Source organism: Aquabacter sp. L1I39 (genome assembly GCF_017742835.1).
Lineage (GTDB): Bacteria > Pseudomonadota > Alphaproteobacteria > Rhizobiales > Xanthobacteraceae > L1I39.
Window position 1 is genome coordinate 2,122,161 of record NZ_CP072392.1, and the last position, 14,706, is coordinate 2,136,866.

Here is a 14,706-nt window from a genome sequence, read left to right on the forward strand (position 1 = left end):
CGGAAAAGTCTTACGCTTTCTTTCTGGAGGTGTCCGTCTGTGGGTCAGTTGGCGTTCCTCCTCGTGGGCTCGGATTCCCTGCGCCGTCGCTGGATGGTTCTGGCGGGGCTCGGCGCCGCCTTGATCGTGCTCGGCCTCGTCATCTTCGGCGAGGCGGCGGAGGGCATCACGGTCGCCGCCATTGATGCCTTCGGCCTGGTGATCCTCCTGCAGGGCGTGCTCACGCTGGTCTCGGCGGTCGCGGCGGGATCGTCGCTCGGCCTCTATATCAACCTGGTGCGCGCCTGCCTCCTGATCGTTCTGGCCTGCTTGATCCTGGACTTTCCCTGGCGCAATGACCTGGCGGTGACCGTGCTGTTCGGCCTCGCCTTCATGGTGGACGGCATCCTGCGCTGCGGCAGTGCCTATGTGCTGCGCTATTCCGGCTGGCGCACCATGCTGGTCTGGGGCGTGGTGCAGCTTCTTTTGGCGGCGCTGATCTTTTCCGACTGGCCGATCCCGCGCGGCAAGAACATTCCCTTCTTCGTCTCCCTCTCCCTGATGTTCTCCGGCTGGGTGGTGCTGCGCATGGGCCTCATGCTGCGCTCGCTGGAGCCGGAGGCGGCCATTCTCAACCTCCCCATGTTCGGCAAGCGCGCCTGGTATGAGCACGCCCCGGTCTTTGCAGGCCCCGGCGGGCCGCCGCCCTCGGGCGAGCCCATGGTGGTGCATGTGTGGACGCCGCTCGGCAGCGCCCACGGCGCCGCCCGCCGGCCCGTCCTGGACCGCTATATCGCAGCGGTAGACTCGAAGGGCGTGATCTCCACCGGCCATGCGGCGCTGGAGGCCAAGCCGGACGTCTATATCAGCCACTATCCCGCCTCCGAGCTCGACCGCGACCCCTCCCAGTTCATGCGCGCCTTCCGCGCCACCCGCGACAATGACGTGCCCGGCCGCTTCCAGCCGTCCTATGAAGAGGAGGCCGCCGGCTGGACCGAGGCGGACGCCCACGTCATCTTCCGCAATTACAACCAGAGGCGGCTGCGGGCCTTCTGGATCGGCTACCGGCAGGAAAACACCTACAACCTCACCAACCGCAACTGCTCGGTGGCGGTGGCCTCGGCGATGGATGCCGCGCTTGAGGGATCGCTCGCCACCAACTGGCCCTTCCTGCGCATCGCCGCCCTGTTCGCCAATCCCGATCTGTGGATGGCCGCCATGCTGCGCCACCGGGCGGAATCCATGACCTGGACCCCCGGCATCGTGCTCGATTACGCCCGGCTCATGAAGCGCCTGGTGGAACCGAACCAGATCTCCTGGCTTGGGCGCCTCCAACTGGCCTTCCGCGTCTGGAAGCGCCATCCCTCCCAATCCCCCGCCGTCGAGAAAGCCATCCCGTGAGCGACACCGCCCTGCCGCCCGCCTCCGGTCACCTCCTGTCGCGGGCCGCCGTCATCGCGACGGCCATGACCTTCGGCCTGACCTATTCCCTGAGCGCGGCCCTGATCGCGCTGGACCTGGCCGAGCGGGGCATGAGCGAGGCGCTCATCGGCACCAATGCGGCCATGCATGCGGTGGGCGTGCTGGCCACCGCCGTGGTGCTGCCGCGCCTGGTCGGCGTGTTCGGCGTGCGCGGGCTGATCCTATCCTCGCTGGTGCTGGCGGCCGCCACGATGATGGCCTTCCCGCTCATCCCGCTGGTCTGGCTGTGGTTCCCGCTGCGCTTCTTCCTGGGCGCGGCCTCCGAGGCGCTGTTCGTGCTGTCCGAGACCTGGATCAACAGCCTCAGCACCGAGCAGACCCGCGCCCGCGCCATGGCGGCCTATACGGCGGCGCTGTCGGTGGGCTTCGCGCTCGGGCCGCTGATCCTGTCCATCGTCGGCACCGGCGGGGCGACAGGCTATATGGTGGGCTCGGTGCTGGCGCTGGTCGCCGCGTGCTTCGTCGCTTCGCCGCGCATCACCGCGCCGAAGTTCGAGGAGCCGAGCCATGCCAGCCCCCTCCATTACATGCGCATCGCCCCCATCGCCCTGTCGGCGACGGTGCTGAATGCGGCCATCGAGGCGGCGGGCCTGTCGTTCCTGGCCATCTACGCCATCAATCTGGGCTGGCCGGAGACGGATGCCACGCGGCTCATCACCTGCATGATGGTGGGCGCCATCCTGCTGCAACTGCCCATCGGATGGCTGGGCGACACCATGAACCGCCGCACGCTGGTGATCGCGCTCGCCACCATCGCGGCGGCCGGCGCGCTGCTGTGGCCGTTCGCGCTGGGCTCCTTCTGGGCCTCCTACACCCTTCTGTTCGTGTGGGGCGGCGCGTTCGTGGGCATCTACACCATCATGCTCACCGTGGTCGGCAGCCGCTTCAAGGGCGGGGAACTGGTGGGCATCTATGCGGTGATGGGGCTGACCTGGGGCGGCGGAGCGCTCATCGGGCCGCTGGCGGCGGGGCTTGCCATGCAAGTCTTCGTGCATGGCCTTGCTTATTTCTGCGCCTTCGCCTTGGGAGCATTCGCGCTCGCCGTTCTGCTTTTGAAGCGGGACACCTGACGTTAGGGGAGAAGTCAGGCTCCCTCTTTCTGTCCAAAACTTAATCCGCCCTGGACCGGCATCCCGTTCAAGGGTCGCCAATTGCTGCTAAGATGAAGCTGGGTGAGAGATCCCGGAGATCCTTATTATGAAGACGCTTTTTGGAGCGCTCTCGGTTGTGGCCACCCTGGCGGCTCCGCTGGCGGTGACGCCGGCCGCCGCCGCCCCCGTGAATACGGAAGTTCCCGCCCAGGGCGCGAACTGGCTGTTCGTGCAGGTGGCCGACCAGGCGACCATCGAGGGCAACAAGCTGATCCTGAAGGGCACCGCCCCGCAGACGCTGATGTTCGCCGACCGGCCCGAGCGCATGACAGGGGAGACCACCACTGCCGGCTTCGCCAAGCTCTGGAACGAGGGCAAGGATAGCTTCCAGAAAGACCCGCCCAATGCCACCCTCGCCGTCACCGGCGCCGACGGCAAGCCGCAGACGGCTGTGATCGAGCTGACCGATCCGGTCATCTCCGGCGATACGCTGACCTACACTTTCCGCACGCTCAGCAGCGAGCAGCCGGTGTCGGGCTCATCCGCCACCCTCTTCATCGACTGGTGGTATGCCCATCCCGGCCATTGCTGGCGCGGCCCCTATGGCGGCCTGCACTGCGTCTATTGAGGCGGAGCGCTTCAAGGTTCGGGCCCGGCCGCAAGCCGGGCCCTTTTCGTTTCCGGGGCCTGGCTCAGTCCACCTGCGCCGCCCGATCCTTGCCCTGGCGCTCCAGCATCCAGCCGGGATATTCCGGCGGCAGGGCGCTGACCGCGTCCAGCGTCTCCATCTCCTGCACGGTCAGGCGGATTTCCGTGGCGGCGAGGTTGTCGTCCAGCTGCTCCAGCGTCTTGGCGCCGATGATGGCGGACATGACGAAGGGCTTGGCCAGCACATAAGCCAGCGCGATCCGCGCCACCGAGACGCCGCGCGCCTGCGCGATCGGCCGCATGGCATCGACGCAGTCGAAGGCGCGGTCCTTGTTGACCGGCGGGAAGTCGAAGGTGACGCGCCGCCCATCATTGGTGCCGGCGCCATCGCGACCATATTTGCCGGAGAGCAGACCGCCAGCGAGCGGGCTCCACACCATCAGGCCCAGCTTCTCGGACAAAAGGAGGGGCGCGATCTCGCGCTCCAGATCCCGGCCGGCAATGGTGTAATAGGCCTGGAGGGTCACCGGGCGCGCCCAGCCATTCTGCTGCGACAGGCCGAGCGCCTTCATGAGCCGCCACGCCTGCCAATTGGACACGCCCACATAGCGCACATGGCCCTGGCGCACGAGGTCGTCGAGCGCCTGGAGCGTCTCCTCCACCGGGGTGAGGGGGTCGGTGCCGTGGATCTGGTAGAGGTCGATATAATCGGTGCCGAGCCGCTTCAGGCTGGCCTTCACGCCGTCCATGATGTGGCCGCGCGAGGCGCCCCGGTCGTTCCGGCCCGGCCCCATCTGGCCATAGACCTTGGTGGCCAGCACCACATCCGTGCGCGGCCGGCCCGAATTGCGCAAGGCGGTGCCGGTGATTTCCTCCGACAGGCCGCCGGAATAGACGTCCGCCGTGTCGATGAAATTGACGCCCGCATCGAGGGCGCGGGCGACGATGGCGTCTGCCGCGCTCTGGTCGAGATTGCCGATGGCGGTCCAGTGGCCGCCACGGCCGCCGAAGGTCATGGTGCCGAGGCAGATTTCGGACACGAGAAGGCCCGTGCCGCCGAGTGTCTTGGTGCGCATGAGATCCATGTCTCCTCAAGGCCGGGCATCCTGCCCGGCAGTCAGCCCCGCCAGCCGCGCCTCCCACCCCAAGGCCGCCCGGCCACCGGGCTGGGCTTCAGATAGGCCGCCGATTTATGAAGGATTAGCCCCCTTAACGCCCATAGAGTATGCAGCATAGCTATACGATCCACCTTCGGACCCCCTCATGCCCCGACCCGATCCCTTTGACGGCCTGAGCGAATTCCTGGCGGTGGCGCGCCTTGGCTCGTTCCGCAAGGCGGCCGCGGCCCTCGATGTGACCCCCGGCGCGGTGAGCCAAGCCATCCAGGCGCTGGAAGCGCGGCTCGGACTGCCGCTGTTCCACCGCACCACCCGCTCGGTCTCCCTCACCGAGGCGGGGGAGCATCTGATGGGGCGGGTGGGGCAGGCGGCGGACACCATTGTCGGCTCCCTCGACGGGCTCAGCCAGATGCGCGGCGAGCCCTCGGGCACGCTGCGCCTGCTGGTGCACCGGGGCGCCGTGGAGCATGTGCTGGAGCCGGTCCTGCCGGTCTTCCACCGCGCCTATCCGCAGGTGAAGCTGGACATCGTGGTGGAGGAGCGCCACGCCGAACTGGTGAGCGCGGGCTATGATGCGGGCATCGGCATCGGCGAGTTCATCGACCGCGACATGGTGGCGGTGCGCGTCACCCGCCCCTTCGCCTGGATCGTGGCCGCCGCCCCCGCATACCTGGCGCGGCACGGGCGCCCGGAGGCACCGGAGGACATTGCCCGCCACGCCTGCATCCGCTATCGGCGGCCGGAACTGGGCGGCATCTATCGCTGGGAGTTCGAGCGCGACGGCCAGTCCCTCACCCTGGAGCCGCCAGGGACCATCGCGGTGAACGATTCCAGTCTCGCCCGCGCGCTGGGCCGGCAAGGGCTTGGCCTGCTCTATACGTCCGAGCTGCACGCGGCGGCGGACCTGGCCGCCGGAACGCTGGTGCCGGTCCTTGGCGACTTCGTGCCCGCCAGCGATGCCCTCTTCATCTGCTTCCCGCGCCAGAGCCGCGCCCAGCCGAAGCTGCGCGCCTTTGTGGACACCTGCACCCGCGTCATGTTGCGCCCGCAGGGCGAGGCGGCGGGCTGATCCGACCTGCCCGGGCGCTGCCGCGCTCGCCTCAGCCCAGCGCGGCGCCGGCGAAAATCTCCATCAAATCCGGCGCCTCGCCGGGATCGGTGTCCAGCTTGAGGCGCTGCTCCACGTGCAGGAAGTGATGTCGGGAGAGGTTGATGGCGCGGGGAATGTCCCGCGCGCGCAGCGCCTCCACGATGGCGCCATGCTCGTCCACTGCGCACAGCGACTGGTTGGCCGGCTCATAGACCGACACCATCACCGAGGAGCGGGACAGAAGCTCGCGCAGGAAGCGGGACAGCTCCGCATTGTGCAGGGCATCCACCAGAAGGAGATGGAAGGCGCCGGACAGGCGCACGGAGGCCGCCCGGTCGCCCCGCTCGGCGGCGGCGCGCTCTTCTTTCAGATGGGCATCGAGAGCCGCGAGAATGGCGTCGTCGAGGATCTGGCCGAGCTGCACCAGCACACCCGCTTCCAGCACCCGGTGGGCCTCATAGACGGCGCGGATCTCCTCCAGGGAGGGCCGGGCGACGCGGGCGCCCCGGTTGGGGATGATCTCGATCCGTCGCTCGGCCCCCAGCCGCTGGAGCACCTTGCGCACCCGCTCGCGGGAGACGCCGAAGCATTCGGCCAGCCGATGCTCGGCAAGCTTGGTGCCCGCCTTCAGCCGGCCCTCCACGATGGCCGTGAGAATGGCCCCATGGATGGCCTCGTCGGCCTCCGGGTCCGCCTTCGGGCCTCTTTTGCGCGTCGCGTTCATTCCGCCTCACTGATGCCGACGAAGATAAGGGGCAGAGGCGCGGTCCGGCGCGCCCGAAAAATGTGCACAAATAGATTTGAAAATGTGCACATTGATGCTCGCACGGCTCCCCCGCCCTCTTCCGCCGCTGGCCCCCCTCTGGTCCGTCGTTCCCAACATATTCAACTCGCGTGTTTTTTCAAAAATGTGCACACTTGGTCCGGCTTGGCCCAAGTCTTGCGAAGTGGTTCCCGTCGTCTCCCCGGACAAGGAGTGGGAAAGATGGTCTTCGATTTGCGCATCTCCCGACGGAGCGCCTTGCGGCTCGGCGCGGGCGCCTTTGCCGGCAGCCTCGCCATGCCGGCCATCCTGCGCGCGGCCCCCAAGGAAATCGTGGTGGGTGGCCCGGCGGGCGCCGCCAAATATTTCAACGCCGACGTCTTCCCCATCATCGAGAAGGCTCTCGACGTCAAGATCCTCTATGAGGGCACCAACTCCCTCACCAATTTGCAGAAGATGCAGGCCGACAAGGCGAGCCCGAAAATGTCCGTGGTGATCATGGACGACCCGGTCATGCTGCCGGCGGCCGCCTCCGGCCTCATCACCCCCATTGCCGCCTCCACCGTGCCGAACCTGGCCAAGCTGGTGCCCGGCACCATCCACCAGGACGGCATGTGGGCCAATTACCAGCGCCCCTGGGCCGGCATCGCCTATTCCACCAAGCGCATGCCCGCCGCCCCCAAGAGCTGGGCGACGCTTTGGGAGCCCAAATACGGGCAGAAGATCATCGTCCCCTCGCTCCAGAACACCGAAGGCTTCTGGGTGCTGCTGGCCGCCGCGCACCTGGAGACCGGCAAGCCCTATAAGGAAGCGCAATACGACATCGACGCCGCCTTCCGCAAATTGAAGAGCCTGAAGCCCAATCTGCTCAACGTCTACACCAACGCCCCCCAGGCCATTAACCTCTTGGAGCAGGGCGAGGCCTGGATGATTGGCGGGCAGTTCTCCGCTTACACCCTCATCCGCAAGGCCGACGGCTCGCCCATTGATCTGGCCATTCCCGAGGGCGGCGGCTTCTCCATGCCGTCCGGCATCGCCAAGGTGGCGGGTGCCCCGGCGGGTACCACCTCCGACGCGGTCATCAATGCCTTCCTCTCCCCCGAAGTGCAGACGGTGCTGGCCACCAAGGCGTTCGTCGCGCCCACCAATTCCACGGTGCCCACCCCGGCCGGCTATCCCGACGCCAATTCCCTGTTCGCCCCCGACTGGGCCTTCATCGCCAAGGAGCGCGCCGGCTGGGTGGAGCGCTGGATCAAGGAGATGTCATGAGCGAGAGCGCCCCTCATCTGGTGGTCCGCCACGCCTCGAAGCGCTACGGCTCGACCACGGTGCTCGACCGCGTGGACCTGTCCATCGCGCGGGGCGAGCTTGTGACGCTGCTCGGTCCCTCCGGCTGCGGCAAGACCACCTTGCTGCGGCTGGTGGCGGGCCTGGCCACCCCCGACGAGGGCAGCATCGAGATTGCCGGCCGGGACGTGACCAACGTCCCGCCGCACAAGCGCAATGTGGGCGTGGTGTTCCAGTCCTATGCCCTGTTCCCCCACCTCTCGGTGGCCGGCAACGTGGCCTTCGGCCTGAAGGTGCGCCGCCAGCCCCGCGCTGAGGTGGAGGCCAAGGTGATGCGGGCGCTCGCCATGGTCCATCTGGACCATCTGGCCGCCCGGCCCATCTCGGCCCTCTCGGGGGGCCAGCAACAGCGCGTGGCGCTCGCCCGCGCCATCGCGGTGGAGCCGGACGTGCTCCTGTTCGACGAGGCGCTCTCGGCCCTCGACCGCAAGCTGCGCGAGGAAATGCAAGGCGAGATGCGGCGCATCCTGCGCGACATCGGCGCCACCGCCATCTTCGTCACCCATGACCAGGACGAGGCGCTCACCATGTCCGACCGCATCGCGGTCATGCATGCCGGCCGCATCGATCAATTGGCCGAGCCGCGCACCATCTATGCCCGCCCGGCTACCTTGTTCACGCTGAACTTCGTCGGCCTGTCCTCGCGCATCATCGGCACGGTCGCCCAGGCGGCGGACGGGCGGATGGAGGTGGACACCCCGCTCGGCCGCATGAAGGCCACCGGCCGCTTCCTGCCCGGTTCGCCGGTGGTGGTGGCCACCCGCCCCGAACATATGCGCCCCGCCACCGGGAGCGACGACAACATTGCCGCCGGCCGCGTGCACTCGGTGGTGTTCCAGGGCTCGCGCAGCCTCGTAGAAGTGGAGACGCCGGCCGGCCCCCTCTTTGCCGAATTTTCCGGCCAGGACGCGGCGGGCCTTGTCCCCGGCGCCCTCATCCAGTTGGGCTGGCCCGCGAGCGAAACGCTCGCCTTTCCTGCGGAGGCCGCATGAGCGACCGCGCCCTCCCCGCCCCCGCCACCCCGGCGATGAAGCCCGCGCCCGACCGGGAACGGCGCCTTGCTCTGCTCATCGCCGCCCCGGCAGTGCTGGTGCTCGTCGGCCTGTTTGCCTTGCCGCTGGTGAAGCTGCTGGCCGCCAGCCTCACCGACGCGACCGGGCTGACGCTCACCCATTATGCCAAGCTGCTGGGCACCTCTTATTATCTCGGCGTCATCTGGAATTCCCTGCGCCTCGCACTGGTGACGACCCTCATCGCTCTGGCCATCGGCTATCCCGCCGCCTTCGCCATCGCCCGCGCGCGGGGCTGGGTGCGCTCCGCGCTGCTGGCCAGCCTGTTCCTGCCGCTCGCCGCCTCCGTCATCGTGAAGGCCTTCGCCTGGACCATCCTGTTGCGCAGCGACGGGCTGGTGAACACGGTGCTGGTGGGGATCGGCATCATCGACGAGCCGATCCGCATGATCTTCACCGAGACCGCGCTGTTCGTGGGCTCGGTGAACATCTTCCTGCCCTTCATGATCCTGCCCATCTATACGGTGGTGGCGCAATTCGACGGCCGCCTCACGGAGGCCGCAGCCACCCTTGGCGCCGGGCCGCTGGAAGCCTTCGTGAAGGTGGTGGTGCCCCTCACCTTGCCGGGCGTGATCGCGGGGGTTGCCCTGGTCTTCTCGCTCTCGGTCTCGGCTTATGTGGTGCCGACCCTGCTGATCGGCGAGCGCTACCCCACGTTGTCCACCACCATCGCCAAGGCCTATCTCTTGGCCAGGCAACCGGAATTTGGCGCGGCTGCCGGCGTGGTGCTGCTCGCCATCGCCATTGCGGTGGTGGCGCTCAGCACCCGGCTCGGCCGCACGGGAGGCAAGGCATGACCGGACCCGCCCTCACGGCCCGCCTCGGCATCCTCCTCGCCTGGAGTGCGGCGCTCGGTGCCGCCGCCTTCCTCCTTGCCCCCCTGGTGGTGATCGCCGCCGCCTCCTTCTCCCCGACACCGGTCTTCGACCTGCCCTTCGATGGCGCCTCGCTGCGCTGGTATGCCCGCATCGGACGCCTGGACGGCTTCTGGCCGGCACTCTCCCTGTCGCTCCAGGTGGCGGCGGTGTCCACCGGCATCGCCTTGGTGCTGGGCACGCTCGCGGCCATCGCCATCGCGCGGGGTCGGCTGCCCTTCTCGGGCACGTTGGGGACGGTGCTGGTCTCGCCGCTGATGATGCCCGGCCTCGTGCTGGGCATCGCGCTGCTGCAATATTTCCGCGCCATCGGCCTCGATCTGCCGCTGGCGGCGCTGCTGCTGGCCCACCTCATCATCACCTTGCCCTATGTGGCGCGGACCATGATTGCGGGCCTCTCGCGCTTCGACTTCACCCTCATCGAGGCCGCCCGCACGCTGGGCTGCACCTTTCCCGGCGCGGTTGTGAAGGTGATGGTGCCGGCGCTCGCCCCCGCCTTCCTCACCGCCGGCCTGTTCTCCTTCCTCGCCTCCTTCGACAACTACCCCGTCTCCATCTTCCTCACCGACGTGCGGACCAAGACCCTGCCCATCAAGATGCTGCAATATATCGAGGAAGCGCCCGACCCGACGCTGGCGGCGCTGTCCACCCTGATCCTCATCGCCACCGTGATCCTGCTGATTGCCTCCGACCGCCTGGTCGGGCTGCACCGCATGGCGGGGACCGGCCAATGAAGCCCGCCATCGTGCCCCCGACGCCGGCCCTTCAGCCCGCCCCCGCCCGTGACCTTCTCGGCTATGCCGGCTCCCCGCCGAACCCCAGATGGCCCGATGGGGCCAAGGTGGCGGTGTCGTTCGTGCTGAATTTCGAGGAAGGCGCCGAATTCACCCTGTCCGAGGGCGACCCGCGCAATGAGGGCATCTATGAGGTGGACCACCCCATCGATACTCCCGATCCCTGCATCGAGAGCCATTTCGAATATGGCACCCGCGCCGGCTGGTGGCGCATCATGGACCTGTTCGATCGCTATGCCGTGAAGGCGACGGTCAGCGCCTGCGGCCGGGCAGTGGAGCGCACGCCGGAGCTGGCGCGGGACGCGGTCCGCCGAGGCCATGAGGTCTCCGCCCATGGCTGGCGGTGGGAAAGCCATGCGGGCATGGACGAGGCCACCGAGCGCGCCCGCATCGCCCGCACGGTGGAGGCCATCGCCCGCGCCACCGGCATTCGCCCGGTGGGCTGGCACACCCGCTCGGCCACCTCCCCCAACACGCGGCGCCTCTTGGTGGAGGATGGCGGCTTTCTCTATGACAGCGACGCCTATAATGACGACCTGCCCTATTTCGTGCCGGTGGCGGGGCGGCGGCATCTGGTGATGCCCTATGCCTTCGACACCAACGACATGCATTTCCAGCACACCCAGCGCTTCCGGGGCGCGGACTTTGCCGACTATGTCATCGACGCCTTCGACTGGTTGGCGAAGGAGGGCGAACAGGCGCCCAAGATGATGTCGGTGGGCCTGCATCTGCGCATGATCGGCCGGCCCGGCCGCATGGGCGCGCTGGAGAAGATCCTGGGCCATGTGACGGGCTCTGGGGTGGCCTATGTGGCCCCGCGCGCGGCCATCGCCCGGCACTTCATCGCCACCTTCCCCGAGACGGCGCCGTGACAGGCACGGCACTCCAAAGACTACTCATCGTCAATCCCAACACCTCGCAGGCGGTCACGGACCTCCTGGAGGCGGCTGCCCGCCCTCTGCTGCCTTCGGGCGTGAAGCTGCAGGCCATCACGGCCCCCTTCGGCGCGGCCTCGCTGGAAAGCCCGGCGGAGACCGCCATCGCCGCCCATGCGGTGCTCACCGCCTTGGCGGAGGCGGAGCCGTTCGATGCCGCCATCATCGGCGCCTTCGGCGATCCCGGGCTGGAAGCGGCGCAGGATCTGTTCGAGGCGCCCATCTTCGGCCTCGGCCGCGCCAGCCTTCAGGCGGCGGCTTCCTACGGGCGCTTCGTCCTCGTCACGGTCGGCCCCCATCTGCGCCCGAGCCTGGAACGGGCGGCCCACGAGGCCGGCGTCGGCGACGCCTGCGCCGGCATGGTCTTTCTGCCCGTCTCGGTGCTTGAGTTGGCCACCGATCCCCTGGCGGCCCTGCCTGCCATCGTCGCGGCGGCCGCCGATTTTGCCTCCCAGGGCACGCAGGCGGTGCTGCTGGCGGGCGCGCCCTTTTCGGGGCTTGCCGATGCCCTGGCGCCATCGGTGCGGATGCCCGTGCTGGACGGGCTGACCTGCGCCCTGCGTGCCGCCCTCGCCGCCGCGCCGGCCCGCCCGGAGGCGCCCGTCGCCCCCCTGCGCAAGGCCATGCCCGGCCTTTCCCCGCGGCTCGCCGAGCGGATCCGCCGCCGCCTCGCCCGCCCCGCCTGACCCGCCCCGGCCGAGGCCTCGCGCCAGCCGCGGCCCCGCGCCAACCGAGACATGGCGCCGCACCGCACGTCGGAGGGGCCAATTGGCGCGGCACGAGGCCCGCGCTTTGCTCCAAATTGGAGACAATTGACCTTGACGGAAAGCGCGCCGGATCGTCCCTAACAAATGAGGGGGCTGGCAGCCTAATGCCCGCGTGGTGGGATATGAGTGAACTTCTGATCGTCGACGACGAGCCGGAATTTCTCGACGAGTTGCTGGAGGCGTTCGCCTTCAACGGCGTCGTCGCACGCTCCGCCGACAGCGCCGGGGCAGCGCTGGCGCTGCTGGAGGCCAATCCGGACATCCGTGTGGTGGTCAGCGACATCCGTATGCCCGACATGGACGGGCTGGTGATGATCGACACCGCCAAGCAGCGCTATCCCGCGCGCGACCTGACCTTCGTGGTGATGACGGGCCATGCGGCAACCGCCGATCTGGACCGTGCCCGCGCAGCCGGCGTCCGCCATTGCTTCCCCAAGCCCCTGAGCTTCGAGGACCTGCAGGGCGCCATAGAGGAGGCGCTGGCGGAGAAATGACCGCTGACCGTCCTTGCAGCCGCCTGCGCGCCTTCGTCACCAAGAATGGCGTCCTGTCAGCCGTCCTGCTGGTGCTGGCCATCTGCCTGCCCTTCACGGCGGCAGCCATCCTGTATGGTCTCGACAAGGAATCCCAGGTCCGGGACACCGAGGAGATCGCCCGCAAGACCGCCATTTTGCTGGTGCGCAGCTTTGAGCAGGCGGTGGAGCCGGTGGACGCGCTGCTGCGCAACTTCGCCATCAATTTCGACCCCCAATGGACCCCCACCCAGATCTACGACGCCATCCGCTCCTTCAACGTGCCCAAGTCCATCGTGCAGGTGAGCGTGGTGGACAAGAACGGCCTGTTCATCGCCAGCAACCTCGCCGCCCCCTCGCCCGAGCGCATCGACCTCTCCGACCGCGAGCACATCAAGGTGCATATGAACGGCTCGGCCGGCGGGCAGCTCTTCATCTCGAAGCCGGTGCTGGGGCGCGTATCCAAGCAATGGACCATCCAGCTCACCCGGCCGCTCACCGATGACAAGGGGGCCTTCGCGGGGGTGATCGTCGCTTCCTACAATATCGGCGACTTCATCGACTTCTATAAGCGGCTTCGGCTTGAGGACAATATGCTCATCGCCCTGGTGGGCCTGGATGGCGTCGTGCGCGCGCGCACCGCCGCCCTCACCAGCTTCGGCGACGACATCTCGTCGAGCCCTGCCTTCAAGGCCGCGCTGCACGCGCGCGGGGCACGCTATGACGAATTCAGCCTCGTCGACGGCATCCGGCGCATCGGCTATGTGGTGCGCTCCGACCGGTATCCGGTGATGGTGGAGGTGGCGTTCGACGAGGGCTATGTGGACGCCCAGACTCGGGACTTCCGCAATGCCGTCTGGGGCACGGCGGGCGGCCTCAGCGTGACGCTGCTGCTGCTCGGCCTGCTGGCGGGCCGCTACCTCACCCTCTCCCAGCGCCTGCGCACCCAGGAAGTGCAGACCCTCGCCCGCGAGTGGGAAGCCCACATGCTGGAGGCCATCAGCCGGGTGCCGGGCATCAGCGTGCTCCACGTCTCCGGCACCCGCGCCGCCCGGATCGGGGGCGAAAGCTCCGACGGGCTTGCGGACCTGGTGGGCCACTATGTGCAGGGCGAGACCTTCCAATCGGGGGCCAGGGGCCTGAAGACCCCGCGCGTGCGCACCGTCCACCTCTCGGACGGCGAGATGAAGCGGGAGGTGCAATTGGTGACCGCGCCCCTCGCCGCGCTGGAGCAGGGAACGGCGGGCAACGGCAAGGACCTCGTGGTGTTCGCCGTGGACCAGACCTCCAAGCGCATGGAGGAGAACAAGCTCTACCAGATGTCGAAGCTCGCCTCGCTGGGCGAGGTGGCCACCGGGCTCGCCCACGAGATCAACCAGCCGCTCGGCGTCATCCGTCTTGCCGCCACCAATGCGCTCAACGGGCTCAAGCGCGGCATGCCGCCCGATCACATGGAATCCAAGCTCAACCGCATCATCCAGCAGACCGTGCGCATGAGCCGGATCATCGACCATATGCGCATTTTCGGCCGCAAGAGCTCGGAGAGCTTCGAGCCGTCCGACCCCGTGGACGCCATCGACGGCGCCCTCCAGGTGGTGGGCGCACAATTGCGGCTCGACAATATCGCCGTCACCGTCGCCGCAGCCCCTGGCCAGACGCAGGTGCTCTGCCGCCAGGACCAGTTGGAGCAGGTGCTCATCAACCTGCTCCAGAACGCGCGCGATGCCATCCATGAGCGCCGCAAGCGCACGGGGGCAGGCTTCCACGGCTGCATAGAGGTCAACCTGCAGCTGGAGGACATCGCCACCCTGCTGCCCCCCACCGTCCGCATCGACGTGTCCGACAATGCCGGCGGCGTGCCGGAGGACATCCTGGACAAGGTGTTCCAGCCCTTCTTCACCACCAAGCCCCCCGGCAAGGGCACGGGCCTCGGCCTGTCGGTGAGCTTCGGCATCGCCCGCGACCATGGCGGCACCCTCTCGGTGGCCAACGGCAAGGAAGGCGCCATCTTCACCCTGCGGCTGCCAGGCCTGCGCCTCCAGCGGTCGGATGAGCGGGTGCCGGCGGATGGGCCCGGCCATTCGGAGCCGGCCGGATCAGCCTCCTGACCCGGGTGCGGCGCATGCCGCTCCTCGTATCCTGTCCTGCATGGCATGGTGGCCGAAGGCGGGCTTGACCCGCGTCAACGGCGGGCCCCCATCCGCTCGGGCATGGTGCAGCGCGGCGTGCGACAGC

Annotated in this window: 14 protein-coding genes; 12 read left to right on the forward strand and 2 right to left on the reverse strand. The window is 68.3% G+C overall.

Translation table 11 applies throughout. The annotated features are described in order from the left end of the window. The first annotated feature begins 39 nt into the window (after positions 1-39). The 3 genes from J5J86_RS09265 (at position 40) to J5J86_RS09275 (ending at position 3,180) form a co-directional block, all read left to right on the forward strand. Positions 40-1,380 carry an HdeD family acid-resistance protein gene (locus J5J86_RS09265; RefSeq protein ID WP_209104590.1) on the forward strand — a complete coding sequence of 447 codons (1,341 nt, stop codon included), beginning with the start codon at positions 40-42 and terminating at the stop codon, positions 1,378-1,380. Beyond that, positions 1,377-2,531, forward strand: a complete 1,155-nt coding sequence (locus J5J86_RS09270; RefSeq protein WP_342449169.1) for an MFS transporter — start codon at positions 1,377-1,379, stop codon at positions 2,529-2,531. Before J5J86_RS09265 ends, J5J86_RS09270 begins: the two co-directional genes overlap by 4 nt. A 127-nt stretch (positions 2,532-2,658) precedes the next feature. Then, a complete protein-coding gene (locus tag J5J86_RS09275; protein ID WP_209104591.1) occupies positions 2,659-3,180 on the forward strand; it encodes a hypothetical protein in 522 nt (173 codons plus the stop codon). Between the two features lie 64 nt (positions 3,181-3,244). Here J5J86_RS09275 and J5J86_RS09280 read toward each other — a convergent pair whose 3' ends face one another. Beyond that, complete coding sequence (locus tag J5J86_RS09280) at positions 3,245-4,276, reverse strand: aldo/keto reductase (RefSeq protein WP_209104592.1); 1,032 nt, start codon at positions 4,274-4,276, stop codon at positions 3,245-3,247. Between the two features lie 187 nt (positions 4,277-4,463). Here J5J86_RS09280 and J5J86_RS09285 point away from each other — a divergent pair, with 187 nt between their 5' ends. Next, positions 4,464-5,387, forward strand: coding sequence for a LysR family transcriptional regulator (locus tag J5J86_RS09285; protein ID WP_209104593.1), 924 nt, complete (start codon positions 4,464-4,466; stop codon positions 5,385-5,387). Positions 5,388-5,418: 31 nt separating this feature from the next. On the opposite strand, the gene J5J86_RS09290 is transcribed toward J5J86_RS09285, so the two are convergent. Continuing rightward, positions 5,419-6,132: a GntR family transcriptional regulator gene (locus J5J86_RS09290; protein WP_209104594.1), complete on the reverse strand. Its 714-nt coding sequence runs from the start codon at positions 6,130-6,132 to the stop codon at positions 5,419-5,421. A 261-nt stretch (positions 6,133-6,393) separates the two neighbouring features. Here J5J86_RS09290 and J5J86_RS09295 point away from each other — a divergent pair, with 261 nt between their 5' ends. The 8 genes from J5J86_RS09295 to J5J86_RS09330 all read left to right on the forward strand — a co-directional run bounded on the left by J5J86_RS09295 (position 6,394) and on the right by J5J86_RS09330 (position 14,579). After that, a complete protein-coding gene (locus J5J86_RS09295; RefSeq protein ID WP_209104595.1) occupies positions 6,394-7,440 on the forward strand; it encodes an extracellular solute-binding protein in 1,047 nt (348 codons plus the stop codon). Beyond that, positions 7,437-8,510, forward strand: a complete 1,074-nt coding sequence (locus tag J5J86_RS09300) for an ABC transporter ATP-binding protein (RefSeq protein ID WP_209104596.1) — start codon at positions 7,437-7,439, stop codon at positions 8,508-8,510. The genes J5J86_RS09295 and J5J86_RS09300 overlap by 4 nt, the downstream gene beginning before the upstream one ends. Further along, on the forward strand, positions 8,507-9,385 hold the full coding sequence (locus J5J86_RS09305; protein ID WP_209104597.1) for an ABC transporter permease: 879 nt from the start codon (positions 8,507-8,509) through the stop codon (positions 9,383-9,385). Before J5J86_RS09300 ends, J5J86_RS09305 begins: the two co-directional genes overlap by 4 nt. Continuing rightward, the gene (locus J5J86_RS09310) at positions 9,382-10,197 is read left to right on the forward strand and encodes an ABC transporter permease (RefSeq protein WP_209104598.1); all 816 of its coding nucleotides are present in this window, start codon (positions 9,382-9,384) and stop codon (positions 10,195-10,197) included. The genes J5J86_RS09305 and J5J86_RS09310 overlap by 4 nt, the downstream gene beginning before the upstream one ends. Beyond that, positions 10,194-11,129 (forward strand): polysaccharide deacetylase family protein, encoded by a 936-nt coding sequence (locus J5J86_RS09315; RefSeq protein WP_209104599.1) that lies wholly within the window; start codon positions 10,194-10,196, stop codon positions 11,127-11,129. The genes J5J86_RS09310 and J5J86_RS09315 overlap by 4 nt, the downstream gene beginning before the upstream one ends. Then, on the forward strand, positions 11,126-11,878 hold the full coding sequence (locus tag J5J86_RS09320) for an aspartate/glutamate racemase family protein (RefSeq protein WP_209104600.1): 753 nt from the start codon (positions 11,126-11,128) through the stop codon (positions 11,876-11,878). The genes J5J86_RS09315 and J5J86_RS09320 overlap by 4 nt, the downstream gene beginning before the upstream one ends. Before the next feature lie 203 nt (positions 11,879-12,081). Continuing rightward, positions 12,082-12,453, forward strand: a complete 372-nt coding sequence (locus J5J86_RS09325) for a response regulator (RefSeq protein ID WP_209104601.1) — start codon at positions 12,082-12,084, stop codon at positions 12,451-12,453. Next, positions 12,450-14,579: an ATP-binding protein gene (locus J5J86_RS09330; RefSeq protein WP_209104602.1), complete on the forward strand. Its 2,130-nt coding sequence runs from the start codon at positions 12,450-12,452 to the stop codon at positions 14,577-14,579. The genes J5J86_RS09325 and J5J86_RS09330 overlap by 4 nt, the downstream gene beginning before the upstream one ends. Positions 14,580-14,706 lie beyond the last annotated feature (127 nt).

Bases quoted from the DNA above. Each gene is read 5' to 3' on its own strand.
- J5J86_RS09275 (WP_209104591.1), top strand. From the start codon at position 2,659: ATGAAGACGCTTTTTGGAGCGCTCTCGGTTGTGGCCACCCTGGCGGCT.
- J5J86_RS09330 (WP_209104602.1), top strand. From the start codon at position 12,450: ATGACCGCTGACCGTCCTTGCAGCCGCCTGCGCGCCTTCGTCACCAAG.
- J5J86_RS09290 (WP_209104594.1), bottom strand. From the start codon at position 6,132: ATGAACGCGACGCGCAAAAGAGGCCCGAAGGCGGACCCGGAGGCCGAC.
- J5J86_RS09325 (WP_209104601.1), top strand. From the start codon at position 12,082: ATGAGTGAACTTCTGATCGTCGACGACGAGCCGGAATTTCTCGACGAG.
- J5J86_RS09310 (WP_209104598.1), top strand. From the start codon at position 9,382: ATGACCGGACCCGCCCTCACGGCCCGCCTCGGCATCCTCCTCGCCTGG.
- J5J86_RS09315 (WP_209104599.1), top strand. From the start codon at position 10,194: ATGAAGCCCGCCATCGTGCCCCCGACGCCGGCCCTTCAGCCCGCCCCC.
- J5J86_RS09305 (WP_209104597.1), top strand. From the start codon at position 8,507: ATGAGCGACCGCGCCCTCCCCGCCCCCGCCACCCCGGCGATGAAGCCC.
- J5J86_RS09285 (WP_209104593.1), top strand. From the start codon at position 4,464: ATGCCCCGACCCGATCCCTTTGACGGCCTGAGCGAATTCCTGGCGGTG.
- J5J86_RS09280 (WP_209104592.1), bottom strand. From the start codon at position 4,276: ATGCGCACCAAGACACTCGGCGGCACGGGCCTTCTCGTGTCCGAAATC.
- J5J86_RS09295 (WP_209104595.1), top strand. From the start codon at position 6,394: ATGGTCTTCGATTTGCGCATCTCCCGACGGAGCGCCTTGCGGCTCGGC.
- J5J86_RS09300 (WP_209104596.1), top strand. From the start codon at position 7,437: ATGAGCGAGAGCGCCCCTCATCTGGTGGTCCGCCACGCCTCGAAGCGC.